This is a genomic window from Brevundimonas sp. GW822-FHT03E11 (genome assembly GCF_058801445.1).
Map to the genome: position 1 here is coordinate 406,419 of NZ_JBXANG010000001.1, position 26,495 is coordinate 432,913.

Annotated in this window: 28 protein-coding genes; 14 read left to right on the top strand and 14 right to left on the bottom strand. The window is 68.4% G+C overall.

Annotation, left to right across the window (positions count from 1 at the left end):
* Positions 1-30: 30 nt before the first annotated feature.
* From AC1RKE_RS02025 to AC1RKE_RS02035, 3 genes are all read right to left on the bottom strand, one after another.
* A complete protein-coding gene (locus AC1RKE_RS02025) occupies positions 31-777 on the bottom strand; it encodes a DUF4893 domain-containing protein (protein ID WP_152950674.1) in 747 nt (248 codons plus the stop codon).
* Positions 778-828: 51 nt separating this feature from the next.
* Positions 829-1,539: a DUF4893 domain-containing protein gene (locus AC1RKE_RS02030; protein WP_348683895.1), complete on the bottom strand. Its 711-nt coding sequence runs from the start codon at positions 1,537-1,539 to the stop codon at positions 829-831.
* 120 nt (positions 1,540-1,659) lie between these two features.
* Entirely contained in the window at positions 1,660-2,607 is a 948-nt protein-coding gene (locus tag AC1RKE_RS02035) for a DUF4167 domain-containing protein (RefSeq protein ID WP_333897291.1), read from the bottom strand.
* A gap of 339 nt (positions 2,608-2,946) precedes the next feature.
* On the opposite strand from AC1RKE_RS02035, the gene AC1RKE_RS02040 reads away from it, so the two are divergent.
* Both AC1RKE_RS02040 and AC1RKE_RS02045 read left to right on the top strand, forming a co-directional pair.
* On the top strand, positions 2,947-4,197 hold the full coding sequence (locus tag AC1RKE_RS02040; protein WP_224762315.1) for an NAD-dependent epimerase/dehydratase family protein: 1,251 nt from the start codon (positions 2,947-2,949) through the stop codon (positions 4,195-4,197).
* Between the two features lie 8 nt (positions 4,198-4,205).
* A complete protein-coding gene (locus tag AC1RKE_RS02045) occupies positions 4,206-5,099 on the top strand; it encodes an SDR family oxidoreductase (RefSeq protein ID WP_183214809.1) in 894 nt (297 codons plus the stop codon).
* A 9-nt stretch (positions 5,100-5,108) separates the two neighbouring features.
* Here AC1RKE_RS02045 and AC1RKE_RS02050 read toward each other — a convergent pair whose 3' ends face one another.
* The 3 genes from AC1RKE_RS02050 to AC1RKE_RS02060 all read right to left on the bottom strand — a co-directional run bounded on the left by AC1RKE_RS02050 (position 5,109) and on the right by AC1RKE_RS02060 (position 7,250).
* A complete protein-coding gene (locus tag AC1RKE_RS02050) occupies positions 5,109-5,537 on the bottom strand; it encodes a J domain-containing protein (RefSeq protein WP_082382722.1) in 429 nt (142 codons plus the stop codon).
* 16 nt (positions 5,538-5,553) lie between these two features.
* On the bottom strand, positions 5,554-6,390 hold the full coding sequence (locus AC1RKE_RS02055) for a division plane positioning ATPase MipZ (protein WP_054766206.1): 837 nt from the start codon (positions 6,388-6,390) through the stop codon (positions 5,554-5,556).
* Between the two features lie 143 nt (positions 6,391-6,533).
* Positions 6,534-7,250: an SPOR domain-containing protein gene (locus AC1RKE_RS02060; RefSeq protein ID WP_333897289.1), complete on the bottom strand. Its 717-nt coding sequence runs from the start codon at positions 7,248-7,250 to the stop codon at positions 6,534-6,536.
* 75 nt (positions 7,251-7,325) lie between these two features.
* Here AC1RKE_RS02060 and panC point away from each other — a divergent pair, with 75 nt between their 5' ends.
* Positions 7,326-8,186 (top strand): pantoate--beta-alanine ligase, encoded by an 861-nt coding sequence (gene panC / locus AC1RKE_RS02065; RefSeq protein WP_182714817.1) that lies wholly within the window; start codon positions 7,326-7,328, stop codon positions 8,184-8,186.
* A 103-nt stretch (positions 8,187-8,289) separates the two neighbouring features.
* Here panC and AC1RKE_RS02070 read toward each other — a convergent pair whose 3' ends face one another.
* Positions 8,290-9,045 (bottom strand): hypothetical protein, encoded by a 756-nt coding sequence (locus tag AC1RKE_RS02070; RefSeq protein WP_333897288.1) that lies wholly within the window; start codon positions 9,043-9,045, stop codon positions 8,290-8,292.
* Between the two features lie 108 nt (positions 9,046-9,153).
* Between AC1RKE_RS02070 and AC1RKE_RS02075 the strand changes: the two genes are divergently transcribed.
* Together AC1RKE_RS02075 and AC1RKE_RS02080 are read left to right on the top strand one after the other, a co-directional pair.
* Complete coding sequence (locus AC1RKE_RS02075) at positions 9,154-9,759, top strand: LOG family protein (RefSeq protein WP_333897286.1); 606 nt, start codon at positions 9,154-9,156, stop codon at positions 9,757-9,759.
* Between the two features lie 105 nt (positions 9,760-9,864).
* Entirely contained in the window at positions 9,865-10,158 is a 294-nt protein-coding gene (locus AC1RKE_RS02080; RefSeq protein WP_054766211.1) for a DUF8200 family protein, read from the top strand.
* Between the two features lie 17 nt (positions 10,159-10,175).
* On the opposite strand, the gene gltX is transcribed toward AC1RKE_RS02080, so the two are convergent.
* The 3 genes from gltX to AC1RKE_RS02095 form a co-directional block, all read right to left on the bottom strand.
* Positions 10,176-11,510, bottom strand: a complete 1,335-nt coding sequence (gltX, locus tag AC1RKE_RS02085) for a glutamate--tRNA ligase (RefSeq protein WP_348684288.1) — start codon at positions 11,508-11,510, stop codon at positions 10,176-10,178.
* A gap of 77 nt (positions 11,511-11,587) precedes the next feature.
* On the bottom strand, positions 11,588-12,022 hold the full coding sequence (gene dksA, locus AC1RKE_RS02090) for an RNA polymerase-binding protein DksA (RefSeq protein ID WP_287106443.1): 435 nt from the start codon (positions 12,020-12,022) through the stop codon (positions 11,588-11,590).
* A gap of 174 nt (positions 12,023-12,196) precedes the next feature.
* Positions 12,197-12,622 (bottom strand): flagellar assembly protein FliX, encoded by a 426-nt coding sequence (locus AC1RKE_RS02095; protein ID WP_054766214.1) that lies wholly within the window; start codon positions 12,620-12,622, stop codon positions 12,197-12,199.
* A gap of 183 nt (positions 12,623-12,805) precedes the next feature.
* Between AC1RKE_RS02095 and AC1RKE_RS02100 the strand changes: the two genes are divergently transcribed.
* The 4 genes from AC1RKE_RS02100 (at position 12,806) to AC1RKE_RS02115 (ending at position 16,319) form a co-directional block, all read left to right on the top strand.
* Entirely contained in the window at positions 12,806-13,918 is a 1,113-nt protein-coding gene (locus AC1RKE_RS02100; RefSeq protein ID WP_054766215.1) for a flagellar basal body P-ring protein FlgI, read from the top strand.
* Between the two features lie 2 nt (positions 13,919-13,920).
* Positions 13,921-14,232, top strand: a complete 312-nt coding sequence (locus AC1RKE_RS02105; RefSeq protein ID WP_054766216.1) for a rod-binding protein — start codon at positions 13,921-13,923, stop codon at positions 14,230-14,232.
* Positions 14,229-14,666 (top strand): flagellar basal-body protein FlbY, encoded by a 438-nt coding sequence (locus AC1RKE_RS02110; protein ID WP_395942365.1) that lies wholly within the window; start codon positions 14,229-14,231, stop codon positions 14,664-14,666. The genes AC1RKE_RS02105 and AC1RKE_RS02110 overlap by 4 nt, the downstream gene beginning before the upstream one ends.
* A gap of 78 nt (positions 14,667-14,744) precedes the next feature.
* Positions 14,745-16,319 carry an EAL domain-containing protein gene (locus AC1RKE_RS02115; protein WP_492896254.1) on the top strand — a complete coding sequence of 525 codons (1,575 nt, stop codon included), beginning with the start codon at positions 14,745-14,747 and terminating at the stop codon, positions 16,317-16,319.
* 4 nt (positions 16,320-16,323) lie between these two features.
* Here the strand turns inward: AC1RKE_RS02115 and AC1RKE_RS02120 are convergent, their stop codons facing one another.
* Complete coding sequence (locus tag AC1RKE_RS02120; protein ID WP_348684836.1) at positions 16,324-17,568, bottom strand: dipeptidase; 1,245 nt, start codon at positions 17,566-17,568, stop codon at positions 16,324-16,326.
* Between the two features lie 219 nt (positions 17,569-17,787).
* Here AC1RKE_RS02120 and hemF point away from each other — a divergent pair, with 219 nt between their 5' ends.
* Both hemF and AC1RKE_RS02130 read left to right on the top strand, forming a co-directional pair.
* Positions 17,788-18,669 carry an oxygen-dependent coproporphyrinogen oxidase gene (gene hemF, locus AC1RKE_RS02125; RefSeq protein ID WP_348684838.1) on the top strand — a complete coding sequence of 294 codons (882 nt, stop codon included), beginning with the start codon at positions 17,788-17,790 and terminating at the stop codon, positions 18,667-18,669.
* Positions 18,666-18,857 (top strand): hypothetical protein, encoded by a 192-nt coding sequence (locus AC1RKE_RS02130; RefSeq protein ID WP_182714852.1) that lies wholly within the window; start codon positions 18,666-18,668, stop codon positions 18,855-18,857. Before hemF ends, AC1RKE_RS02130 begins: the two co-directional genes overlap by 4 nt.
* Positions 18,858-19,031: 174 nt before the next feature.
* On the opposite strand, the gene AC1RKE_RS02135 is transcribed toward AC1RKE_RS02130, so the two are convergent.
* Positions 19,032-19,907, bottom strand: coding sequence for a LysR family transcriptional regulator (locus AC1RKE_RS02135; protein WP_348684446.1), 876 nt, complete (start codon positions 19,905-19,907; stop codon positions 19,032-19,034).
* A 79-nt stretch (positions 19,908-19,986) separates the two neighbouring features.
* On the opposite strand from AC1RKE_RS02135, the gene AC1RKE_RS02140 reads away from it, so the two are divergent.
* On the top strand, positions 19,987-21,063 hold the full coding sequence (locus AC1RKE_RS02140; protein WP_348684447.1) for a YeiH family protein: 1,077 nt from the start codon (positions 19,987-19,989) through the stop codon (positions 21,061-21,063).
* A 190-nt stretch (positions 21,064-21,253) separates the two neighbouring features.
* Here the strand turns inward: AC1RKE_RS02140 and AC1RKE_RS02145 are convergent, their stop codons facing one another.
* Positions 21,254-21,985 (bottom strand): type 1 glutamine amidotransferase, encoded by a 732-nt coding sequence (locus AC1RKE_RS02145; protein ID WP_182714855.1) that lies wholly within the window; start codon positions 21,983-21,985, stop codon positions 21,254-21,256.
* Positions 21,986-22,014: 29 nt separating this feature from the next.
* Complete coding sequence (gene rlmJ, locus AC1RKE_RS02150; protein ID WP_348684448.1) at positions 22,015-22,830, bottom strand: 23S rRNA (adenine(2030)-N(6))-methyltransferase RlmJ; 816 nt, start codon at positions 22,828-22,830, stop codon at positions 22,015-22,017.
* Between the two features lie 115 nt (positions 22,831-22,945).
* Between rlmJ and AC1RKE_RS02155 the strand changes: the two genes are divergently transcribed.
* On the top strand, positions 22,946-23,968 hold the full coding sequence (locus tag AC1RKE_RS02155; protein ID WP_348684449.1) for a DNA topoisomerase IB: 1,023 nt from the start codon (positions 22,946-22,948) through the stop codon (positions 23,966-23,968).
* 100 nt (positions 23,969-24,068) lie between these two features.
* Positions 24,069-26,459, top strand: a complete 2,391-nt coding sequence (locus AC1RKE_RS02160) for a TonB-dependent receptor (RefSeq protein ID WP_395942136.1) — start codon at positions 24,069-24,071, stop codon at positions 26,457-26,459.
* The last annotated feature ends 36 nt before the right edge of the window (positions 26,460-26,495 follow it).

Genomic DNA, 26,495 nt, shown 5'->3' on the forward strand with positions numbered 1-26,495 from the left:
CCCAGAGACCTGAAGCCCCGCCTGCGGACTTCAGGTCCTAATTTCCAGCAGCTCCAGCTTGGCTTCCTGCTTCGGCCAAGGGAGGACAAGCCGCCAGCGGCTCTGGCCGATTCGCTCCAGAACGCCCACCTGATCGCGTTCCGGACGATCGCCATAGGCGGGAAAGCCGGTCTCGGCGTCGCTGAGGGCCTGGGCGCCGATATAGACGAGGCGACGATCCGTGTCGGGATAGAGCAGGCCCTGAGTCCGCTGCGACCCCGTCGTCTTGGTCAGAACCAGATCCCCGCCGGGGGTCGTCTCCACCGAACAGGCGAACCAGGGATAGTCGACATAGGCCAGACCGGTTCCCTCCCCGCGCCGCCCCAGCTTGATCGTGCGGCACCGATAGGTTCCAGGCGGCGGTTGGAGGCGGTCCGGCAAGGCGGCGTTGGGGTCGACCAATGGCCCCAGGGCCTCGACCTCAGAGGCGAAGCCGGCGGCCTCGGCCTCGGCGCGGGCCATACGCCAGGCCTGGTCCAACCGACCGAGCAGGCTGGCGTCGGCCGCCGAGGCGACCTGACGCCAATCGTCGCTTCCGCCTTGAAGCCCGCCTTGAGCTGCGGAAGGTGCGGCTGCGGCGGCGGCTGTCGCGGGCGGCGCGACGCGCGGGGGGACGCCTTTGGCGGGCGCGCTGACGGCCGGCGAGGTTTCGGCGCGGCTGCCGGGACTGTTCTCGCCGCAGGCGGACACCGCCAAGCCGAGAAGCAAGGGCGCAAAGAAGGTCGGGGTGCGGCGCATGATCGGCGTCTCCATCGGTTCAGGAGACGAACGGTCAAGCCGCCGCGCGGTTCAGTCGGTCTTGGCCGGAACCAGTTCGATCAAGTCCAGGTTCGATTCATACTGCGGCCACGGCAGCACCAGACGCCAGCGCGCCTCGCCGATCCGTTCCAGAACGGCGACCAGATCGCGATCACTGTTACGGCCATAGGAGTTGGCGGCCGGTTCCTGGGCCAGGGCCATGGACCCCAGCAACAGCATGTGCCGGTCGTTCTCGGGGAACAGGAGGCCCGAAGGCCTCTGGGAGCCGGTCAATTTGGTGAACTTCAGACCGCGCGGCGTCTGTTCGATGCGACAGGCGAACCAGCCGTAAACCACATAGCCCAGTCCGTCCTCGCCGCCCTGGGAGCCCAGTTTCACGGTGCGGCAGCGGTAGTCGCCGGTCGGCGGGGTCACGCCGGGGCGTGCGGCGGACGGATCGATCAGATCGCCCAGACTGTTCAAATCGCCCGAACCGCGCTGGCGTCGCGCCTGTTGCAGGGCCAGATCCCAGGCGGCGTCACGACGCTGATAGCGATCCCGATCGGTCGAGGTGATGACGCCGCGCCAGTCCATCAGAACCCCGCCCGTTCCGGAAGAGGGCGGCGGCGGGGGCGGAGGCGGCGGCGGGGTGGAGGCGCAGGCCGCCAGAGCGAGAAGGCCCGCCAGAGCCAGACCGCCCTTCGGCCCGGCCCCTGAGGCCAGGCGTCTAAGCGAGGGACAAGGCGGACGTATCTGGCGCATCAACGCTTCCCTGTGAAAAGGCGTCCGAGGGGACGGACCTTGCGGCGAAGTCGGTCTTTTAGGCCCTTGGTCGGCGGCCCGCGTCAAGACCGCAGCCGCAGATCACGGCTTGGCGGGGGATCAGCCTTCGCTCTCGGCCGCAGCCTCGGCCTTGCGGCGGGGCGCGCGGCGGCGCGGGGCCGGCTCGCCCTCCTCGACCGTCGGAGCGGGGGCGGACGAGCGGGTCAGAAAGCCGGGCAGAGCCGTCGGAGTCTCATCATCGCCCGTTTCGGCTGCAACGGCGGGACGGCGCGACCGGCGCGCCGGCCGCTCGTCCGTCTGAGGGACGTCGCTCTGATCCGAGACCGGAGCCACCGACTCGGTCTGGGCCGAGGCGGCGGCGTCATCGGCGACCGCTTCGATCAGGCGGCCTTCGCCCGACTGGCCTTCGCCCTGGGTGTCGAATCGGCGCTGGCGCTCCTCGCGACGCCGCTCCCAGCGCTCACGGCGGGTTTCGCGGCGACCGCCGCCTTCGCCCTCGGCGCGCATCTCGCCGTCGTCGCGCGGCGACTGGCCGTCGCGGTCGCGGTTCTGATCGCGGTTCTGGTCGCGGTCGCGATTGTAGTCGCGCTCCCGGTTTTGATCCCGGTTTTGGTCGCGGTTTTGGGACTGCTCCGCGCGCTCCGCCGCTTCCTGAGCCTGGCGATCCGCCGCCTGCTGCGCCGCCATGAAGGCCGCGGCCTGGGCGCCGGATTCGTCTTCGAAATCGATATCGAAGCCCTGGTTCGACAGTTCGCGCGCGGCGATGTCGGAGAAGGAGCGTTGGGGCTGAAGCGCGCGCAGAACCCGGTAATAGTGTTCGGCGTGCTGTTGGTAGTTCTCGGCCAGCACCCGGTCGCCGCTGGACGCCGCGTCGCGGGCCAGCTGCTGATAGCGCTCATAGACGGTCTGGGCGTTGCCGCGGACCTTGATGTTTTCGGGGCCTTGCGAATCCCACGAACGATTCGGATTGGCGTTGTTGGCGTTATTGGCGCCCGCCTTGTTCCGATTGCGTCCGCGCTGACGCTTCATGCCCTTGAAATCTCTCATTCGCGCTACCGTGTGCAGGGATGGAGCCAAGCCGTCGGGCCGGGTCCGTCCGTTTCGTGGTTCCGTTTCGCTCGGGGCCGATCCCCGATTGTCGATCTGTCGGAATGCCTTGTCGCCCGCATGGTGCGCCGGCCCTGTGGGGACCGACCGTCATGGCCGGCTCAAGCCGCGAACAGCCGGGCGAAAACCCGTAAAGCTGCGTTTGAGTGGGAGACGAGAGAGACTTAGCGTGTGCGCCGTCCCTTTCCAAGGGGTTTTCGACAAAGCGTCGCACCTTGGGCCACGGCTCCGCTTTGCCGACGAGCGTCGGGTGGGCTAGGCAGGTTCTTTAAGGCGACGATGAGGCATTCTTCCATGCGGGTTCTGGTTCTAGGCGGCGACGGCTTCTGCGGCTGGCCGACGGCCCTGCATCTCTCGGCCCAGGGCTGGGACGTGACCATCGTCGACAATCTCAGTCGGCGGAATATCGACAATGAGCTGGAGGTCCAGTCGCTGACGCCGATCCGCACCATGGGCGAGCGGATCAAGGCCTGGAAAGAGGTCTCAGGCCGCGACATCGGCTTCGTCAACATGACCGTAGGCAAGGAGTTCGACCGTCTGGTGGCCCTGATCCGCGACCTGACGCCCGACAGCGTGGTCCATTTCGCCGAACAGCGCGCCGCCCCCTATTCGATGAAGTCGGCGCGGCACAAGCTGTACACGGTCGACAACAACATCAATGCGACCAACCACCTGCTGGCCGCCATCGTCGAAAGCGGGCTGGACGTGCATCTAGCCCACCTGGGCACCATGGGGGTCTATGGCTACGGCACCGCGGGCCTGCGCATCCCCGAGGGCTATCTGAAGGTGACGGTCGAGACCGACAACGGCCCGGCCGAGCAGGAGATTCTGTTCCCGCCGAACCCCGGCAGCATCTATCACATGACCAAGACTCAGGACGCCCTGCTGTTCCAGTTCTACGCCCGCAACGACGGCCTGCGGATCACAGACCTGCATCAGGGCATCGTCTGGGGCGCCCAAACGGCCGAGACCAGGCTGGACGAACGTCTGATCAACCGTTTCGACTACGACGGCGACTACGGCACGGTGCTGAACCGGTTCCTGATGCAGGCGGCGGTCGGCTATCCGCTGACGGTGCACGGATCGGGCGGCCAGACCCGGGCCTTCATCCATATTCAGGACACGGTGCGCTGCGTCGAACTGGCGCTGAACAATCCGCCCAAGCGCGGCGATCGGGTCAAGATCCTGAACCAGATGACCGAGAGTCGGCGTGTGCGCGACCTGGCCCGGATGGTCGCCGACATGACCGGCGCCGAAGTCCACAATGTGCCCAACCCCCGCCAAGAGGCCGACGAAAACGATCTGGTCGTCGCCAACGACCAGTTCCGGGAACTGGGGCTGAAGCCGATCACCTTGGCTGAAGGTCTGATGCAGGACGTCACCGAGATCGCCCGGCGCTACGCCGAGCGGGCCGATCTGAGCCGCATTCCTTGCGTCTCGGCCTGGAACCAACGCCGCGCCAAGGCGCTGGAAAGCCAAGCGCGGCCGTGCGCGAGTTCGCCCGGTTCGCCCAACATTCTGACCGCCTGAGCCTGCCGATGAACCGCCCCGTCACCGCCCCCTCCCTGCTGGTCTTCGGCGGCGGCTATCTGGGGCGGGCCGCAGCGCGCGAAGCCTTGAAGCGGGGCGGCCAGGCGACAGCCACCTCTCGCGATCCTGAACGCCGACGGTCCCTCGCGGCTGAGGGTGTTTCGGCCATCGACCCTGCGGACGCCGACGCCCTCAGGACCGCGCTGGAGTCGGCGACGGCCGTGCTGATCACAGCGGCGCCGGACGCCCACGGCTGTCCGGGCCTGCGCGCCTTGGCCCCCGTCGCGTCCCAGGCCTGGCCCGATTGGATCGGCTATGTCTCCTCAACCAGCGTCTATGGCGACCGAGCCGGCGGCTGGGTGTTCGAGGACGGGCCGCTGAACGCCGCCAGCCTGGAGGGCGCCCGTCGAGTGCGGGCCGAACGCGACTGGCTGGACGGGGCGCAGGGCATGGGGCTGACAGTCCAGATTTTCCGTCTGCCCGGTTTTTACGGCCCCGGTCGCAGCGTCATCGATCGGCTGAGAGACGGCACGGCGAGACTCGTTCGGAAGCCGGGCCAGGTGTTCAACCGCATCCATGTCGATGACGTGGTGTCGGCCTTGTTCGCCTCCATGGACCGGCCCAGGCCCGGCGCCGCCTATAATCTGACCGACGATGAGCCCTCGCCCGCCAACATGGTGGTGGAATGGGCGGCCGACCGGATGGGCCTGCCCCGTCCGCCGGAAGTCGATTGGACCGATGACAGCGTCAGCGAGGCGATGCGCCGCTTCTATCTCGATTCCAAGCGGGTCTCGAACGCCCTGGCCAAGGCCGAACTGGACTGGCGACCGGCCTATCCCAGTTGGCGGGAAGGCCTGGAGGCCTTGCTGGACGCGCCGCCGCCGCTTCGCCTGGTCAGCTGATCGCGCGTCTCAAGCGCCTCTGTTCTTCTTCAGGAGGCGGTCCCGCGCCGCATTGACTCGGATCGCCAACCCGGCCGTGCCGCCTTGGTCGGGATGGACGCGGCTCATGGCGTGTTTCCAAGCCGCGCGAATCTGCGCCTCGTCCGCGTCCGGAGGGACGCCGAGCACTGCGCGCGCCTCGGCCTCGGTGATCGGCTCGGAACGTACGGGCGTCCGCATCCGCGACGACCAGACCAGATAGAGGCCCGCCGCCGCGAGGCCTGCGCCCCACAGCCAAGCGCCCCTGAAGGCCGCCAACGCTCCTCCGGCCAGAAGCGCAGACGCAAGCAGGGTCGCCGTCACCCGCCAATGGGCCCGACCACGTCTTTCCGTCTGTCGTCCCAGTCGCACCAGGGCCCAGACGGCGACGGCCGCCAGGGCCAGTCCAATCAGAGCCACGCGGTCATCCGGCCTTTCAGGCCGCCACGTCCAGCGGCGCCAGGGCCTGTTCCAGACCCATGGCCTTCATCAGATTGCGCAGCTCCTGGCGGGCCGCGACATGGGCCAGGGACACCGCCACCGGCCGCACCTCATTGGACAGGTCTGCAACCGTCAGGCCGAAGGGGAACAGCTCGCGATAGATGACCCGATCACGCAAGCCCGGCCCGACGCGGAAGCCGACCCGCTTGGCCAGCTTGTTCATCCGCTCTTCCAGTCGCTTGCGGTTGCGCGCCTCGGCGACGGCGAGACGGTTCGTCACGACCAGCCAGTCGATGGTCGCTTGCCGGCCCTGGGTGATCGCCCGGACCTTGCGGGCCTCCCAGACGCTTTCGGAATAGATGGAGGGCTTCAGCAGCTCCAGCGAGACTGGGTCCACCTCGCCCAGCAGGTCGAAGTCGACAAAACTGTCGTTCATGGGGGTCACGATCTGATCGGCGCGCGCATGGGCGGCGCTGGACACCGCCGTGTCGCCGCCGGGGGTGTCGATCAATATGGCGTCCACGCCTGCGGCCGCAGCCTCGGCGAAGGCCTTTTCGAAGGCCGCGATCTGCTCATCTGTCCCGCCCTTGGCCAAGGCCTTGCCGTCGCCCATGTCGGGCATGAACGGCTGGGGCAGCGTTTGGCCGTTCGCGGCCAGCCAAGCCTGACGGTTGGTGAAGAAGCGCTGCATGGAGCGCTGGCGCAGATCCAGATCGATGATCGCCACCGTCCGCCCCGCATGCAGCAGGCCGGTGACGATGTGGATCGCCAGGGTGGACTTGCCCGCCCCGCCCTTCTCATTGCCGAGGACGATCACGTGTGGCTGCGTCATGGAGGAAACCCTCTGTGGCGGCCGACGCGACTCAGTGCAGCGCGGCCTTCGGACGCCTTAGACTCGGCGCACAGAGGCCAAACGTCAACGCGGCGTTAACGGCCATCTGTGGACTTTGCTCTGGTGGAAGGGACGCCCGCCGGTCAGCCGGCGCGACGGCACCAGGGATCGGCCACCTGGGCGGCCGCGCACAGGGCGCTGGCGGTCTCGGTTGGAATAGGCCCAACCCGCAGCCGGGTCAGACGACGACCGGCGACCTCGACGTCCTCGAATCGCGGCGAAAAGTCGGACAGATCCGCCTGGGTTCTCAGCCGCGCCCAGGCGGCCCGCGCCGCAGCTTCGCTGGAAAAGGCGCCCAGCTGGATCAGTCGACCCTCCGCCGACGAGGTCGGCCGCGGCTCCGACCGGATGACGGCGGGGCGCAAGACCGGCCTGTCGGCCCGATCAACCGCCTCGACAAGCGCAGGAGCGGCGGCGCGCATGGCGGGCTGCACGGCCGGTTGGACCATCCGCGTCACCGCCCCCCTTAGACCGGGTTCCCGGTCAGGCTCGGGTTCCGTCCGCCCTTCGTCCGCGCCAGCCCGCCCCGCCATGGCGTCGCGGGCGTCCCACATCTCATAGGGCGTCATCAGGGCGATTTTCACGGGCGAGAATTTTGCGGGCCGCAACCCCTGGGTTTCGGCGCGAGTTTCGTGCGCAGCTGCGGGCCTCGGGGCGTCCGGGTCCATCGGAATCTCGATCGCAGCGATCCGATCGGCGGCGGACTGGAAGGAATGACGGTCGCCCTCGACGGCCCCGCACCCCGCAAGCCCGAGGGTGAGGGCGATCAGAACTGGACGGGTCGCTGCTGCCGGCGTCATAAGCACCACCCTAGTCGCCAGGGCTTGAGGTCTGGTGCATCGACACGCTTAAGGCACAAGGTTAACCGGTTCACCATGACCCAGCCCGCTTCTCTCCTCGTCGTCCGCTCCGTCGCGGAACTGCGCGCCGCGGTACGCGACTGGAAGAGACAAGGCCTGACGGTGGGCCTGGTTCCGACCATGGGCGCCCTGCATGACGGCCATCTGGCCCTGGTGCGCGAAGCCGTTCAGCGCGCCGATCGAGTGGTGGTCTCCAACTTCGTCAATCCGACCCAGTTCGCCCCGACCGAGGATCTGGCCCGCTATCCACGCCAGCAGGCGGAGGATGCGCGGCTGTTGTCCGGCGTCGGCTGCCCTCTGATGTTCGCGCCCGCGCCAGAGGACATGTACCCCGAAGGCTTCGCCACCAGCATCGCCGTGACGGGTCCGGCGATGGGCCTGGAAGGCGATTTCAGGCCTCAGATGTTCGGCGGGGTCGCCCTGGTGGTGACCAAGCTGTTCAACCAGGTTCAGCCGGACTTGGCCGTGTTCGGCGAGAAGGACTATCAGCAGCTGATGGTGATCCGGCGCTTCGTCCGCGACCTGGATCTGCCGATCGACATCGTCGCCGTTCCGACCCAGAGGGACGAGGCCGGCTTGGCCCTGTCGTCGCGAAACGCCTATTTGTCGCAAGACGAATTGGCCGTGGCCCGCCGGCTCAACCGCATCCTGGCGGCGGCGGCGGCCGATGCCGCGTCGGGGCGTCCCCTGCCCGGCGTCGAACGAGACGCCTATGCCGCCGTGCTGAAGGCCGGCTTTGAGCGCATCGACTATGTGGCGGTCCGGCGGGCCGAAGACCTGTCAGTCTTTCGCGACGGCGTGGTCGACGCCCCCGCGCGCATTCTCGCCGCCGCCTGGCTGGGCAAGACGCGGCTTATCGACAACTTGGCCGTCTGAAAAAAGAGCCCGACGCAGGCGCCGGGCTTTGAATGGAAGTTCGGTGATGGTGTGTCCCAGAACGGGACAGATTCATCTGTCCGCCGCTTCGGTTAACGAAGTCCTAACCGCCGCGATCCGGCAGCCATGTGGTCTGACGACCGCTCGGTCCGGTCGGCCAGGTCAGCCGCCATCCGTCGCCGGCCCGTTGCGACTGAAAGTCCGCCTGAGAACCGACGCCGGGATAGTCGAACCGTTCGCCGTCCACGACGATCGACGCTGCACCCCCGTCGGGGGCCGTCGCACGCCAGCTGCCGCCGGTGCGGCTCAGGACCGGCGCCCGCCTTCCGTTGATCGTCACCTCCGGCGGCGGTCCGTTCGCGCGACCGGAGACGATCAGGACCGCGCCGTCGGAATCCACCGCATCCAACCGACCCCGGCCGTCCAGCCGGGTCGTGGGCTCTCCGGCCGCGATCAGGACGATCGGCCCCGCGCCGCCCTGCAGAAGCACCAAGGTCTCGGGCGAGGGCGCGGCGTCCTCGCCGATCTGCACCTCCGGCCTCAGCCGCATGTCGCCTGGCGTCAAGGGCGCCCGCAGTTCGAAACGCCCGGCGGCGTCTGCGCTGACCGCCACGGCCGCTCCGTCCCCCGCGCGCAGCACGACCCGGGCGTTGGGCGCCGCCGCGCCCCGCACCACCACCTGCCCCCCCTCGCGCCGGGCGGCGTCAACCATCGGCGGCTGCGTCCAGGGCGATTCCACCGGAGCGCCCGGTTCGGACGCAACGGGGGCGTCCTTCTTTTCCGAACAGGCGCTCAAGGTCGGCGTCACAAGGACCAGAGCCGTCGATAGGGCCGCCTTGGCGACGATCCAGCGTTTCATCCTTGGTTCCGACACGATATGGCTGGCGCCCAGCGGCCGAGAGTCTGTTAGCTCGATCGCCGCCCGTTTGGCCATGGCCGACGGCGCATCCGTTCATTTCGAGGCCTCATGTCCCTGCCCCCTGTTTCGATCCAGCCTTTCGAAGGCCCCTCCGTCTGCCTGTTCTGCGGTTCATCCGACCGGGCCGATCCCGCCTATATCCAGGCCGCGCGAGACTTCGGCAGGGCGACGGCCGAGGCGGGGTGGCGTCTGGTCTACGGCGGCGGCGGAGTGGGTCTGATGGGCGCCTCGGCGCGCGGGGCCCATGAGGCGGGCGGACGCGTGCTGGGCATCATGCCGGCCTTCCTTCGCAGCCGGGAGCGCCTGTTCGACGAGGTGGAGACGGTCGTGGTGACCTCCATGCATGAACGCAAACAGCTGATGTACGACCAGTCTGACGCCTTCGTGGTCGCTCCGGGCGGCATCGGAACCCTGGAAGAGGTCGTCGAACTGCTGTCCTGGAAGCGGCTGGATCTCCATCAGAAGCCCGTGGTCTTCCTGAACCTCAACGGCTTCTGGAACGGCTTTTTCGATCTGATGCGTCACAGCGTCGACGAGGGGATGACGCCGGCCGACTTCCTGAACGCCTGGACGGTGGCGGACACGGTGGAGGCTGCGCTGGAGCAGATCCAGACGGACCCCGTGGACGGGGCGCGTATCTATGATCGCCGATAGGTGATCGCCGATCACAATCGACGCCGCGCATCTTGACAGTTTTTATCGAAAACTGACATTGACGCCCGACGGCACGACGCCGTTCTTCAATTTCGGAGAGTTTTCATGCGCGTCCTGCTGATCGCCGCCGCCGTTTTCGCCGCCGCCCCCGCCGTCGCCCAGACGCCCGCCCCCACCAGCCTGGTCCTGGCGGATGCGGCCAAGGCCCCCGCGCGCCCGACCATCATCGACGGCGCGCGCTGGTCCTGCGAGGGCTCGGCCTGCACCGCCTCGGGCGGCACGGAACAGCCTGCGACCCGCGCCTGCCGCCGCGTGGTGCAGAAGTTCGGCCCGGTGACGGCCTTCTCCTACAAGGGCAAGACGCTCAGCGCCGAAGAACTGGCCGCCTGCAACGCCTGATCCAGGCGTGAGGCGGCTTAGGCCGCCTCGCCTTTCAGGCGCCGCTGGATGGTTTCGCGACCGATCAGCGGCGCCAGGGCCGCCATGTCCGGTCCGTGCGCCTGCCCCGTCAGCGCCAGCCGCAAGGGCATGAACAGCGCCTTGCCCTTGGCGCCCGTCTCGGCCTTGACGGCGTTCGTCCAAGCGGACCAGGCCGTCTCATCAATGACCTCGGGCAACAGGCCGGCGGCGGCCTCGATGAAGGCGGCGTCCTCGATGACGGGCTGGATCGGCCCCCGCACGACCTTCGCCATTTCAACCACATCGGCGAACTTGTTCAGATTGCCCCGCACCACGGACCAGAAGGTCTCGCCTAGATCCGCGTCCAGAGCCTGCAGCCGGGGTTGAGCCGAAGCATAGTCCATGACGTGCAGCGCCTGGGCGTTCAGCCGGTCCAGATCGGCCGTGTCATACCGAGCCGGCGACCGGCCCATCTTGGTGAAGGCAAAGCTCTCGCCCAGGGCCTGAACCGATGCGGCGACCTCCAAGGGGTCGGAGGTGCCGATCCGGCCCAGATGGCTGGTGATGGCGATCGGCTCGTAACCCTGGTCGCGCATGTCGCTGATCGACAGGGAGCCCAACCGTTTCGACAGGGCCGCGCCGTCGGCGCCGACCAGCAGGGGCATGTGGGCGAAGCCGGGAACCGTCGCCCCCAGGGCTTCGAAGATCTCGATCTGGGCGCCGGTGTTGGTGACGTGATCCTCGCCCCGGATGATGTGGGTGATGGCCATGTCGATGTCGTCGACGACCGACGGCAGGGTGTAGAGGAACAGGCCGTCCTCGCGGATCAGGACCGGGTCGGACATGGAGGCGGTGTCGACCTCGGCATGGCCGCGGGCCAAGTCTTCCCAGGCGACCCGCTTGCCCTCCAGCTTGAAGCGCCAGTGAGGGCGGCGTCCTTCCGCCTCATAGGCCGCCTTCTGCTCGTCAGTCAGGGACAGGGCGGCGCGGTCGTAGATCGGCGGCAGGCCGCGCGACAGCTGCACCTTGCGGCGACGGTCCAGTTCGTCCGCAGTCTCATAGGCGGGATAGAGCCGACCCGACGCCTTCAGCCTGGCGGCGGCCTCCTCATAGCGGTCGAAGCGCTTGGACTGGTTGTAGCGTTCGTCCCAGGTCAGCCCCAGCCAGGTCAGATCGTCCTCGATCCCCTGTTCGAACTCGGGCGTGGAGCGCGCCAGGTCGGTGTCGTCGATCCGCAGCACGAAGGATCCGCCCTGCCCTTTTGCGAACAGCCAGTTCACCAGGGCGGTGCGGACATTGCCGACGTGCAGCTTACCCGTCGGCGACGGGGCGAAACGAACCTTGACGGACATGAAGACCTAGACCTCAAAAGCGAGGCGGCTAGGTCGCGCCGCAACCCCGCGAAGTCAAGGCTTGGGTCCCTCGAACTTCAGTCGTCCCGGTGAACCCGCTCGCGGCGTTCGTGGCGCTCCTGCGCCTCGACCGACAGGGTCGCGGTGGGGCGAGCCTCCAGACGACCCAAGCCAATGGGTTCGCCGGTGTCCTCGCAATAGCCGTAGGAGCCGTCCTCGATCCGCCGCAGGGCGTCGTCGATCTTGGAGATCAGCTTGCGCTGCCGATCGCGGGTCCGCAATTCCAGGGCGCGATCCGACTCCGAAGAGGCGCGATCGACCAGATCGGGATGGTTTTCCGTCTCCGCCTTCAGGTTGACGACCGTCCCTTTGGACTCGCGAAGGATTTCTTCCTTCCAGTCCAGCAGCTTCTTTTTGAAGTAAGCCAGTTGCCGCTCATTCATGAACGGCTCGTCGTCCGACGGGCGGTAAGGACCGGTTTCGTCGGACACAACGGACGCCAAGGCGCTCATCCCACTCACGCTCTCTAATCACGCCCCCCTGTGGCGTAGGGGCCGTATAGTCAGCCCGACGAGTCGCGGCAACGGCGTTCGCGATTCCGTGATCATGATTCCGTGAGCGCCTTGATGAAATAGGAACCCAGCTAAGGCCCCGTCCTCGATCTTGAAAAGCCGAAGCTTTTACGATCAAGCCTCGCCGCGACGCAGTTCGGCCTTGGCCAGTTCCACAGCGGCGCGCAGGTCGATCTGATCCAGCACGGCGTTCAACCCCGCATCCCCGCCATCGGGGCGCTCTTCGCGCAGATTGCGGGCCAGCCGTTCCAACAAGGCGGGATCGCCCTCGCCGGACAACAGAGCCAGTTTCATCTCGTCGAGCCGGTCCAAAAGCCCTGCGCCCCGCTTGATGGCGCGCCGACGTTTTTCCAGCGGCCCCTCCACGCCTTGGAGAGCCATCAGGGCCGAGACGTCGGCGACGCTCGTCGGTGCGGCGGCGGCTGAAGCGGCGGTGGGCGCCGACGCCCCGCCGGCTTGACCGAGCGAAAAGCCGCTGGCCGAGCGAGCGGACTTGCCGCTGGTCGGGGCTTGGGGGCCCGTGGTCCCTGTGACCTTCATCCGCGCATGCTCCGGCTCATGATCCCATCCTTGAGGAACGGAGTGACCGTTTGGTTAACAGCTGGGCAGAATCTGCCCTCACCATCCACCCGCAAGCCGCCACACCACCATATTTTCAACAGCTTAGATCACGGCACGATCCTGGCATAAGGCATCAGAAGAAGCCTCAGAGACGTCCGACCCATGCAGAATCTGCTCGCCCGCCTCGTCACGCCCTTGGCCGTCCTGGCTCTGGGCGTCAGCGCGTCCGCGGCCGCAGCCCAGTCGCGGATCAAGGACATCGCCGCCGTTGAAGGCGTTCGCGGCAACCAACTGGTCGGCTACGGCATGGTCATGGGTTTGAACGGCACCGGCGATTCGCTGCGCAACTGTCCCTTCACCCGGCAGTCGCTGGAAGGCATGACCGAGCGGCTCGGGGTCAATATCCGCGGCGCAAACGCCAACACCAAGAATATGGCCGCAGTCATGGTCACGGCCGAACTGCCGGCCTTCGCCACGCCGGGTTCGCGCATTGACGTCAACGTCTCCTCCATGTGCGACGCCAAGAGCCTGCTGGGCGGATCTCTGGTCGTGACCAGCCTTCAGGGCGCGGACGGCCAGGTCTATGCGGTGGCCCAGGGCTCGGTCCAGACGGGCGCCGTCTCGGCCTCCGGGGGATCAGGTTCTTCGGTGACGCGGGGGGTGCCGACGGCCGGCCGGATCGCCTCGGGCGCCTCCGTCGAGCGCGAGACCGGCTTCGAAATGGCCAATATGAATGAGGTCCGGCTGAATCTGCGCAATCCGGATTTCACCACCGCCCAGCGCGTCGCCGCCGCCGTCAACGCCGCATTCCCCGGCACGGCCCTGGCCGAGAACGGAACGGTCGTGGCCCTGCGGGCGCCCGGGCAAATGGGCATGGCCGGCTTCATCAGCCGTGTGGAAAACCTGCCCGTCACCGTCGATTCACCCGCCAAGGTCATCATCGACGAGGTGAACGGCGTCATCGTCATGGGCGATGCGGTGCGGATCTCGCGGGTGGCCATCGCCCAGGGCAATCTGACTATCTCGGTCGATGAACAGCCCTTCGTCAGCCAGCCGGCCCCCTTCAGCCAGGGACAGACGGCGGTCGTGCCCAGCACCCAGGTCAATGTCGAAGAAGATCTGGGCACCCAGATGCGGCTCGTTGGCGGCGGAACCAGCCTGTCCACCCTGGTGAACGGCCTGAACGCCCTGGGGGTCAGCCCCAGGGACATGATCAGCATCCTGCAGGCGATCAAGGCGTCCGGCGCCTTGCAGGCCGAGATCGAGGTGATGTGAGCATGACGGACCTGTCCGCCCCCGCCGAACTGATCCGGCCCCTGCCCGCCGCTGCGACGGCCGCAGCCGGCGCGAGCCGTGAGAAGATCAAGGCCACGGCGGAAGCCTTCGAGGCCAGCTTCCTGTCTCAGATGCTGAAACCGATGTTCGAAGGCCTGTCGACCGACGGCCTGTTCGGCGGCGGTCAGGGCGAGGCGACCTGGCGCAGTTTTCTGCTGGACGAAATGGCCAAGAAGACCGTGGCCGCCGGCGGGATCGGCCTGGCCGGGCCGGTGATGAACGAAATGCTGAAGATGCAGGAGGCGCGGCCATGAGCGACGCTGAACTGGCCGGGGCGCGCGTGCGCCAACTGCTGGATCTGACGCGGCGCCTGACCGAGCGTTTGGCGGCCGAGACGCGCGCCTTCCAAGAGGGGCGCCCCCAGGAGGTCGCCAAGGGATTGGCCGAAACCCAGGAGATGGCCAACCTCTATCGCCGCGACTCCGCCCAGGTGAAGGCCAACCCCGCCCTTCTGGCCGACGCGCCTTCGGCTGATCGGTCCGCTCTGATCGAGGCCACCCGCGCCTTCGACGCCGTCCTGGCCCGTCACGCCGGCGCTGTTGAGGCCGCCCGCCGTATTTCCGAGGGCCTGGTGCGGGCCATCGCCCATGAGGTCGCAGCCGCCCGAACGCCGGCCGCCGCCTATGCCGCCGATGGGCGGGCGGCCATGGGCGACGGACGCGCGGTGGCGTTCAACCGCAAGGCTTAAGCGACATTTTTTGATTTCTGCGGGCCTCGTTCCCGCCGTGTTGCGGGTTTTTTAAGCGACGGGGATCATAGTCGCCCCATGCCGATCACCACGCGCCTTTTGGGACTTGCCTTTGCGTCCGCCGACGCCCTGGTGGAAATCGACGCCCAAGGGCGCGTCGGCTTCGCCCTGGGCGCGGGCCCCGCTGCGGGACAGGACGTCGGCGCCCTGTGGACCGGCAAACCCCTGACCGAACTGCTTCATCAGGGCGATCATGTCCTCCAGACGCTGATGAACAGCAAAGCGGGCGCCCGCAGCGCGCCCCTGCAGATTCTTCTGACCGCCGGCGCCGACCGAGTGCGACGCGCTTCGATCCGCGCCTTCGTCCTGCCCCAGCTGGCGCCCGCGATATCCTGCGCCATCGCCTATGAGGGTCCGGCCATCCCGCTGGGCGAACTGGACGTTCCGCCGCTGATCGACGCCGAACGCTTCCTGATCGACGCGCCCCGGATCATCGACAATTCGCGCGATCTGGCGTTCGGCTTCCTGGACGTTCACGGCCTGGAGCAGCTGCCGGAGGCGCTGGCGGACCGGGTTCAACGCCGGATCGAGGCCACGCTTCAGTCGGCCGCCGTTCACGGATCCTCCGCCGCCCAGATCACCCAGGAGCGTTTCGCCCTCTTGCGGCCGGAAACCGACAAACGCGACCTGGCGGCGGAAGTGGTCGAGGCCGGACGAGCGGAGGGCGCCGAACTGGCCGCCGAGAGTTTCACCGCCCCCGTTCCCCAGGGCGCGGACAGCCTGTGCGTGCTGCGCGCCATGCGTTTCGCCATTGAGGGATGTCTGAAGGACGGCGGCCTGGCCAATCCTCAGATCGCCTTCACCGAGTCCCTGAAGCGGACCTTCCGCGACGCCGAGGCGTTCCGCGGCGTGGTCAAGGCTCGAGACTTCCAGGTCCACTACCAACCGATCGTCCGACTGGACTCGCGGGCGGTGCACCATTTCGAGGCCCTGGCGCGGTTCAATACCCCCAACGGCCCGGCCCAAGCCATCCGCATGGCCGAGGAGCTTAAACTGATCGAGGCCTTCGACCTGGCCGTGGCTGAAAAGGTCCTGAAGCGGATGCGGGCGCCCGGCGCCGGCCTGCTGAAGATGGCGATCAATGTGTCGGGGGCGTCGCTGGGTGATGACACCTATGTCGAGAACCTGCTGAAGATGACCTCGGGCTCCCCCGAGGAGCGCAAGCGGCTGATCGTGGAGGTGACCGAAACCTCAGCCCTGGCGGATCTGGAGGCGGCGAACAGACGCCTGGCCGCCCTGCGCGAGACGGGCATCAAGGTCTGCATCGACGACTTCGGCGCCGGCGCGACCTCCTATGACTATGTCCGCAAACTGCCGGTGGACGCGGTCAAGATCGACGGCGATCTGGTCGGGGGGCTGGGCGATCCCATGACGCAGGGCCTGATCCGCGGGTTCGTCGATCTGTGCCGGTCGATGAAGCTGGAGACCATCGCCGAAATGATCGAGACCGACCAGGTCGCCGATCAGTTGAAGGCCCTGGGAGTCGAATACGGCCAAGGCTGGCTGTTCGGCCGGGCCGAGGCCGAGCCGCGGACCCAGCTGGCCAGCGCGGCGCCGATCCGACGTCGCGGCGCGGTCGAAGCCTGGGGCTGACGACCTAGCCGGCGCTCGGCTTGGCCAGGGACGGTCGTTCATTCGCCTTGGCGGCGGCGGTCGCCTCGACGGCGCGCATGACGCGCAGCAGGTTCTCGCCGGCGATCTTGCGGATGTCGGCCTCGGTCCAGCCGGCGTCCATCAGGGCGGCCAGGATGCGCGGATAGGCGTCCACCCCGGTCATGCCCTCGGGCAGGCTGCCGATGCCGTCGAAGTCGGCGCCCAGGCCGACGTGATCGATCCCGGCGACCTGACGCACATGCTGAATATGGGCGACGACGTCGGCCAGGGTCGCCTCCGGCGTCGGATGGGCGGCGGTCCAGGCGGCCAGTCCGGCCTCCACGGCGGCCGGATCGCCGGGGTTCAGGGTCTTCAGCCGCGCCTCCTCGCCCGCGCGGTCGGCGTTCCAGGCCCGGACCTTTTCAGAGACGAAGCCGGGGGCCAGGTTGATCATCACGATCCCGCCGTCCTCGGGCATCATCCGCAGCACCCGGTCAGGCACGTTGCGGGGGTGGGCCGTGATCGCCCGCGCCGAGGAGTGGGAGAAGATCACAGGGGCCTCGGACACCCGCATGGCGTCCAGCATGGTGTCCTCGGAGACGTGGCTGAGGTCCACCATCATGCCCAGGCGGTTCATCTCACGCACCACATCCTCGCCGAAGGGGCTGAGCCCGCCCCATTTGGGGGCGTCGGTCGCGCTGTCGGCCCAGGTGGTGGTCTTGGAGTGGGTCAAGGTCATGTAGCGGGCGCCGGCGCGGTAGAACTCGCGCAGCAGGGCCAGGGAGTCGTCAATGGAATAGCCCCCCTCCATGCCGATCAGGCTGGCGATCCGGCCCGAGGCGAAGACGGCGTCGACCTGGTCCGCGGTGGTCGCCAGGCCGAAGACGTCGGGGTGGGCGGCGATGATCCGCTTGGCCGTGTCGATCTGCTCGAAGGTCTCCTCGACCGCCTCCAGCGGGGTCAGGCTGGCGGGGACGTAGACGGACCAGAACTGGCCGCCGACGCCGCCGGCGCGCAGGCGGGCGATGTCGGTGTGGAGCCGTGTCGTCGCTTCGAGATTGGTCGTCAGATCAACGGCGTAGACGTCATTGCCGTACTGCTGGCGCAGGGCCCAGGGCAGGTCGTTGTGGCCGTCGATCAAGGGCGTGGTCTTCAGGATCTCCAGCACCCGGGCCTCGCTGGTCGTTTGGGCTTGGACGGAGGTGGCGAAGGCGGCGACGGCGACGCCGGCCAGAAGACGACGGATCATGATGCGACTCCCTGATGTCGCGACGCACACTGACAGACGGACCTCGAGAAAAGAACCCTCTCCCGCTTGCGGGAGAGGTGTCGCGTCGATCGGCGAAGCCGATCCAGCGACGGAGAGGGAAGTCTCGCCCAAAGGAAGACCTCCCCCATCGTCAGGCGTGTCGCTGCGCGCCACGACCTGACACTTCCCCCGCAAGCGGGGGAAGGTCTAAGAGACGGCATGAGCGACGCCGCCTTTTCCGATCCGCTCGACCTGAAGAAGGTCGAGACCCGCGCCTGGTTCGAGCATCTGCGCGACCGCATCCATGCGGCCTTCGAGGCGCTGGAGGATGCGGCGCCCGACGATCTGTTTCCGGGGAAGCCGGGGCGGTTCGTAAGGACGCCCTGGGCCCGCGAGGCAGGCGGCGGGGGCGTCATGGGGATGATGCACGGCCGGCTGTTCGAGAAGGTCGGGGTCCATGTCTCGACCGTGCACGGCTCCTTTCCGGCCGACTACGCCAAGACCGTGCCCGGCGCGGCGGAAGACCCCCGGTTCTTCGCCACCGGGATCAGCCTGATCTGCCATCCGGTGAGTCCCCGGATTCCGGCCGTGCATATGAACACCCGCTTCATCGCCACGACCCAGAGCTGGTTCGGCGGCGGGGGCGATCTGACGCCGGTGCTGGACGCGGATCGGCGGCAGGACCACCCGGACACCCTGGCCTTCCACGCCGCGATGAAGGCGGCCTGCGACGCGCACGATCCCGACTGGCACGCAAAGTACAAGGCCTGGTGCGACGAGTATTTCTTCCTGCCGCATCGGCAGGAGCCGCGCGGGACGGGCGGCATCTTCTATGACCACCACGACAGCGGCGACCATGACCGGGACTTCGCCTTCACCCGCGACGTGGGCCTGGCCTTCCTGGACGTCTATCCGAAGATCGTCGCCGGGCGGATGGGCGAGGCCTGGACGCCGGAGGAGCGCGAGGAGCAGCTGGTGCGGCGCGGGCGCTATGTGGAGTTCAACCTGCTGTATGACCGTGGCACCATGTTCGGCCTCAAGACCGGCGGCAACGTCGATTCGATCCTCAGCTCCATGCCCCCGGTGGTGAAATGGCCGTGAAATCCCCCCTTGCGAAGATCCTGCTGCGGCCCCTGGCCACCTCGGCCCTGTTCGCCGTGCTGTACGGGATCTATCTGGTCCTGGCGAAGCAGCCGCAGATCCCGCTGACCCTGTTCGTGGTGATCGGCTTCTACTTCGCGGCCTCGCTGCTGCTGGAGCGGTTCGTGTTTCCCCGGTTCGGGCTGTAGGCGGCCGCACCCCACACTCCCGTCATCCTCGGGCTTGACCCGAGGACCGGATGCGGATCGGGCTGTGCGCCCGCCGCTGACGCAATGCGGCGGACAGCCCGGTCCTCGGGTCAAGCCCGAGGATGAAGGGAGTGTGTGGCCCAGAGCGGAATGAGGAGCCCAAGGCCCGTCCGCTCACCCCATCGCCGCCGTGAAGGCGTCGCCCGCGCGGCTGCGGTAGCGTTCGAAATGGCGCAGCAGGCGGAAAGGTCGCTCAGGCAACTGGAAGGGCGCGGTGACCAGACGGCCGGCGGCGACCGAGGCGTAGGCGACGCTTTCGGACAGGGCGGTGGCGCCGGCCCCGGCCTCGGCGGCGGCGAGAACCGCTTCGTTCGACGGCAGGGTCATGGCGACGGGCAGGTCTGCGGGATCGATCCCGGCCTGACGCACCGCCTCCTCCAGGGTCGAACGGGTGCCCGAGCCCGCTTCGCGCAGAACCCAGGGGGATGTGGTCAGATCAGTCGCCGACAGACGGCGCAGGCCGGCCCAGGAATGATCGGGCGCGACCACGACCGCCAGGCGGTCTGAACCGATCCGGGTCTGTTCCAGCATGGGGTCGTCGACCGCGCCCTCGACCAGGCCGATCTCGGCCTCGCCTCCCAGAACGGCGGCGGCGGCCTGGCGCGTATTGCCGATCTGGACGTCCAGTTCGATGCCCGGATGGGCGGCGTGGAAGGCGACCAGGCGACGGGGCAGCCAGTAGGAGGCGATGGTCTGGCTGGCGAAGACGGTCAGGCGGCCGCGCCGCAGGGCGCTGAGGTCCGCCAGCGCCGCCTCGGCCGCCGCCGCGCGCGCCAGGACGGCCTTGGCCTCGGGCAGGAAGGCCTGGCCCGTCTGGTTCAGCACCACGCCCCGCCCAACCCGGTCGAACAGATGGACATCATGTTCGGCCTCCAGCGCCGCGATGGCGTTGGAGACGGCCGACTGGGTCAGGTTCAGCGCCCGCGCCGCCGCCGTCACATGCTGACGCTCGGCCACGGCGACGAAGATGCGCAGGCGCTCCAAAGTCACAATCAATCTCCAAATCGGATTGAAACGACCATAACAATCCGTTGGACCGAGGTCGAGCGGGCGCGCATCAAGCGGAACCATGAAGTCCGCCGCCTCTGCCGCCGTCGCGACCCCGTCCCTGCCCCGCCCCGTCGGCCTGGCGGCGCGGCTCGGCGCGTTTGCCCGTTCGGTCTGGCCCGGCCTGATGATGAGCCTGGTGGTCGCCCTGGCGGCGGTGGGCCTGGGCGGCCTGGAACGCGAGGCGGTCGGCAAGGTCTGGCTGGAGCCGCTGGTCCTGGCCATTCTGCTGGGAGCCGGGGTGCGGGCGGCCTGGACGCCGGATGAGCGGTTCAGGGTCGGGATCGATTTCAGCGCCAAAATTCTGCTGGAGGTCGCCGTGGTCCTGCTGGGCGCCTCGGTCAGCGCGGCGACCCTGTCGTCGCTGGGCCTGGGGTTCGTGGCCGGGGTCTTCGCCCTGGTGGCCGCCGCCATTCTGGTCGGGTTCGGGATCGGCCGTCTGCTGGGACTGACGCCGCGCATGGCCCTGCTGGTGGCGTGCGGCAACGCCATCTGCGGCAACTCGGCCATCGCCGCCGTGGCCCCGGTGATCGACGCCGACGGCGAAGAGGTGGCCGCCTCCATCGCCTTTACCGCCGTGCTGGGGGTGGTTGTGGTTCTGACCCTGCCGCTGCTGGGCGGGCTGATGTCCATGAGCGGCCTGCAGTACGGCGCCCTGGCCGGGCTGACCGTCTACGCCGTGCCCCAGGTGCTGGCGGCGGCCGCCCCGTTCGGCGCGGTCGCGACCCAGACGGGGACGGTGGTCAAGCTAGCGCGGGTGCTGATGCTGGGGCCGGTGATCCTGGCGCTGTCGCTGATCTTCCGGGACCGGGCGGCGGGCAAGACGGGGCCGGGTCTGCACCGGCTGCTGCCCTGGTTCATCGTCGGCTTCCTGGCGATGATCGCCCTGCGGAACCTGGACCTGATTCCGCAGGCGGCGCTGGAGCCGATGGCGGCGGCGTCGGGCCTGCTGACCGTGGCGGCCATGGCGGCCCTGGGGCTGCAGACCGACATCCGGGCCGTGGCGCGCGCCGGCGGGCGAGTGGCGGCGGCCGTGGTGCTGTCGCTGGCGGCCCTGGTGGGGCTGAGCCTGGGGCTGATCGCGGTGCTGGGGGTTTAGCCCTTCCACTTTCGTCATTCTCCGGCAAGCCGCGCCTTCGCGGCGCAGACCGGGGAACCCAGCGGCGCTGAAGGCGAAATCCATCCGCCACTCGCTGTTTGAAGCCAGTATCCGCGACAGGTTCGCGCTCGCGCGCGCCGCTGGGTCCCCCGGTCTCGCTACGCTCGCCGGAGGATGACGAAAATAAGGATCAAATCCCGCTGCCCTGCTCTTCCACCGGCGGCGGGGTCAGCAGCAGGAAGGCGCGGATCCAGGCGGTGAGGACGGCGCGGTCGTTGGGGCGTTTCAGGCTTTCGAGGGCGGCGTCGGCCAGGGGTTCGGGGATGCGCGAACCGCGCCGGGTCTCGACCAGTGCGGCGGCGTAGTCGGGCTGGAACTCCGGGTGGCACTGGAAGGAGATGGCGTCTTCGCCCCAGGCCAGGCCGGCGTAGGGGGTGAAGCCGCTGGAGGCGATGACGCGGGCGTCGGGCGAAACGGCCACGACCTGATCCTGGTGCGAGACCGGAATGGCGATGGTGCGGGCGCGGGGGTGCATCCAGGGCTCGTCGCTGAGGACGTCGTAACGGTGCAGGCCGACGCCCCAGCCCTTGTCCGACTTGACGACTTCGCCGCCGAAGGCGTGGGCCAGGACCTGGTGGCCGAAACAGATGCCGACGATCCGGGTGCGGCCCCGCGCCGCGCGCAGCCAGTCGACCAGCTGGGGAATCCACGGCAGGTCGTCATAGACGCCGGCGGCCGAGCCGGTGACGATCACCCCCTGAAAGGCGGACGGGTCGGACGGCAGATGCCCGGATTGGACGTCGAACCGGGTGGTCGGGACGTTTTCGCCCAGGAGGGCGCGGAACCGGGCCGGATAGTCGTCGAAACTGTCCTTCAGGGCCTCGGGCGGATGGCCGGTTTCCAGAATGGCGATGCGGGTCATGACCCAACCATAGACAAGGGGCGCGCCGATCAGAAGGACCAGATTTCAGCCCGGCCGCCCGGATCGCCCAGACGATCGGCCACCCAGCCGCACACCTGGCGGGCCGCGTCCTCGGCGCCCGGCGGCGGATTGACGATGACCAGGGCGCAGCCGTTCATCTTCATCGGATTGGTCAGGGGCCGCAGGCGGGCCTCGGCGACCAGGGTCGGGCCGGCCCGGCCTTCCAGCCGCCGGGTGAAGGCGTCGAAGGTCTCCAGATCCTTCAGCGGGGTCCAGACGGCGATGGTCGCTGCGGGATCGCGGCGAATCACCGCCAGGGCGGCTTCGGCCGAGCGGATATAGTCGTCGGGCTTCTCGAACGGGGGGTCGATCAGGATCAGGGGCGCCTTGGCCCGCGCCGCCTCGGCCGTGGCCAGGGTGTAGCCGTCGCCCTCGCGCACCCCGGCGTTGGGGCGCTCCGCCAGGGCCTGATCCAGCAGGGCGAGGACGGGCGGGTTCAGTTCATAGCCGACATAACGGCCCTCGCTGCCGAGCGCGTCGGCGATCAGCACCGGCGAGCCGGGATAGAAGCGGGCGCCGCCGTCGGGGTTCAGCGCCGCCACCCGATCCGCCAAGGCCTGCATCAGGGGCGGCAGATCAGCGTCCGTCATCAGACGCGCGACCCCGGCCTCGGCCTCCTTCGACCGGGCGGCGTCTCCGGACAGGTCATAGAGGCCGGCGCCGGCGTGGGTGTCGAGCACCGTCAGCGGGCCCGCCGCCGCGCGGGCCTTCACCAGCCACAGCACCAGGGCGTGTTTGACCAGGTCGGCGAAGTTTCCAGCGTGGAAGCTGTGGCGATAGTTCATGCCGCCTCGTGTCGCGCCGGGCGCGCAGGGTCAAGGGGAACTCGCCAAGGCGGCGCCGCGTTCGTCGCAGGTCTGAGGCAAGCCGCTGAAAGACCGCTGAAAAGGAAACGCCGGGATGGCGGACGGATCGCATGGCTTCGACCCGGTGGTCGAGGTTCCGCAGGGGCTGAGCTGGTGCAGCGACGACAACCCCGGCCTGACCCGCCGCCGCGCCGGCAAGGGCTGGTCCTATCGCGACGCCGAGGGGCGGCCGGTCAAGGACCCCAAGGTTCTGGACCGGATCCGCGCCCTGGCCATTCCGCCCGCCTGGACCGACGTCTGGATCTGCCCCAAGGCCAACGGCCATATCCAGGCCACGGGCCGGGACCTGAAGGGTCGCAAACAGTACCGCTATCACAACGATTGGAGCACGGCCCGGTCGGAGAACAAGTTCGACAAGCTGCCGGCCTTCTCACGCGCCCTGCCCCGGCTGCGCGCCCAGGTGGAGCATGATCTGGGCCTGAGGGGACCGGTGAAGGCCAAGGTGCTGGCGACCGCCGTCCGTCTGCTGGAGATCACCCTGATCCGGGTCGGGAATGCGACCTACGCCCGTCAGAACCGCAGCTATGGGCTGACCACCCTGAACAAGCGGCATCTGGAGGTCGACGGCGCCGCCCTGACGTTCGAGTTCCGCGGCAAGAGCGGCAAGGACCACCGCGTCAGCGTCCGCGACCGGCGGCTGGCGCGGGTGGTCCGGACCCTGGAGGAGCTGCCGGGGCGCCAATTGTTCAAATACCGCGACGCCGAGGGCCATCTGTGCCCCGTCACCTCGGACGATGTGAACGCCTATATCCGCGCGGCCATGGGGGACCAGTTCTCGGCCAAGGACTTCCGCACCTGGGCGGGCACGGTCTCGGCGGCGCGGGCCCTGCGCGAGATGGAGCCCCCGACCTCGCCCACCGACGCGAAACGCAAGATCACCGTCTGCGTCAAGGCGGTGGCGGGCCTCCTGGGCAATACGCCGACGGTGTGCCGGACCTCCTACGTCCATCCGAAGGTGATGGCCCTGTTCGAGAGCGGCGCGTTGAAGACCGCCCTGCCGGGACCGGACGCCAAGGGGTTCGAGACCGCGCTGATCCGGCTGCTGAAGGCGAGTTGAGGAGCGCCCCCCAGCGGCGCTATACACCGGTGTTAGAAATTCCTAGTTGATTGGTAGATTTAATTAGGGCGCATTTCCCTTCGGATCACAGGAGGGGAACATGTCTGTCGTCACCAGTGCGTCCGCCCGCACTCTGGCTTCGGTTGCGGCCTTGACGGCTTGCCTCAGCGTACCCGCCGTCGCCCTGGCGGAGGCGGAGGGCGCCGCTGCGGATTCGACGCAGGCGCGACAGTCCGCCACCCCGCCGACCGCCAGCTTGGGCGACATCGTCGTCACCGCACGTCGGCGGGACGAACGGGCGCAGGACGTGCCCATCGCCCTGACGGTGGTGAACGAGGAATTGCTGGACAGGACCGGCGCCTACAACGTCGGCCAGGTCACCCAGCTGGCCCCCAGCGTGCAGTTGCTGACCTCGAACCCGCGCAACACCGCCATCACCATCCGGGGCCTGGGGGCCAGCTACGGCCTGGCGAACGACGGGCTGGAACAGGGCGTCGGGATCTATGTGGACCAGGTCTATTACGGCCGCCCCGCCACGGCGACGCTGGACTTCGTCGATCTGGACCGGATCGAGATCCTGCGCGGACCGCAGGGGACGCTGTTCGGCAAGAACACCACCGCCGGCGCCCTGAACATCACCACCCGCGACCCGTCCTTCACGCCCGAGGGCCAGGCCGAGCTGAGCTTCGGCGACTATGGCTTCCTGCAGGCCAAGGCCAGCGTCTCAGGCCCCATCGTGGACGACAAGGTCGCCGGGCGGTTCTCGGTGGTCTCGACCCGGCGCGACGGGGTGCTGGACAATGTCACGACCGGAACCAAGCAGAATTCCCAGGACTCGATCAGCCTGCGCGGCCAGCTGCTGTTCCAGCCGACGGATCAGCTGCGGGTGCGGCTGTTCGCCGACTACGCCGACCTGACGCCGGAATGCTGCACCCAGGTCTATGTCACGGCAGGCCAAACGCTGAAGCCCGCCGCCCAGCAGTTCGCCGCCCTGGCCGCCGGTCGCGGCTATGCGCCCGCCAGCACCAATCCCTATGACCGACTGGCCGACGTCGACAGCGGCATCCAGGCCGACCAGATCCATCGCGGGGTCTCGGCCATCGTCGACTACGACTTCGGCTGGGCCACCCTGACCTCGGTCTCGGCCTGGCGGGCGTGGGACTGGGGGCCGCAGAACGACCGCGACTATACGGCCCTGGACATCACCCGCCAGTCGGCCAATCCGTCGTGGCAGGACCAGTGGAGCCAGGAACTGCGCCTGTCCTCGAACGGGAACCACCGCATCGACTGGACCGGCGGCCTGTACGCCTTCCATCAGGCGGTGGAGACGCACGGGGTCACCGAATACGGCGCGGACGCCACCTATTGGCTGCTTAGTCCCAGCCTGCCGGACGCCCTGCTGGACGGTTACACCGTGTTCAACGACAGCCGGATCGAGACCGACTCCTACGCCGTCTTCGGCCAGTTGACCTGGAACATCACCGACCGGCTGCACCTGACGCCGGGGCTGCGCTACACCTATGAGGAGAAGTCGGGGACCTATGCGGCCACGACGACCGGCGGTCTGGCGACGACCGACGCCACCCTGATCTCGCGCAGGCTCGGCATCGCCCGGCCCCAGGCCTATGACGCCGAAATCTCGGACGACGACCTGTCGGGTCAGGTTTCGCTGTCCTACGACTTCAGCGACGATGTCCTCGTGTATGGCAGCGCGGCACGGGGCTATAAGTCGGCCGGGATCAACATGGCCGGCATCCCCAACCTGCCCAGCGGCCAGCCGTCTCTGACCAATGCGGTGGTCAAGCCCGAGGTGGTGACGACCTATGAGCTGGGGCTGAAAACGCAGGGCTTCGACCGGCGGGTGACGGCCAATCTGGCCGCCTATCGCACCGATGTGGAGGACTATCAGGCCAATGTGGTCGACAGCGGCCCTGGCGCCCTGCGCGGCTATCTGGCCAATGCCGAGAAGGTGGTGATCCAGGGGATCGAACTGGACGCCGTGGCCCGGCCGAACGAACGCCTCGATCTCTACGCCAATGTCGCCTGGACCGACGCCAAATACGATTCCTTCGCCAACGGCCCCTGCCCGCTGGAGCGGATCGGGACCTCGACCGTCGCCTGCGACTTGTCGGGCAAGGAGCTGCCGGGGGTGTCGCCCTGGGCGGCGTCGGCGGGCGGCGAGGTGCACGGGAACGGCGGCTTCCTGGGCCTGCCGGGTCAGTTCTACGGCGGGGCCGACGCCAGCTTCCGCTCGACCTACAACTCCGACGCCTCGGTCTCGCGCTATACCGAGATCGAGGGCTATACGATCCTGAACCTGCGGGCCGGCTTCCGCGCCGACAACGGGTGGGAGGCGTCGGTGTGGGTCCGGAATGCGCTGGACGAGGACTATCTGCAGTTCGTCAGCGTCCAGTCCGGCAACTCGGGCCTGGTCATCGGCAACCCCGGCGACCCGCGCACGGTGGGGATCACCCTGCGGGCGCGGTACTGATCCACGACCCCATCACTCTCGGGCTTGTGCCGAGGG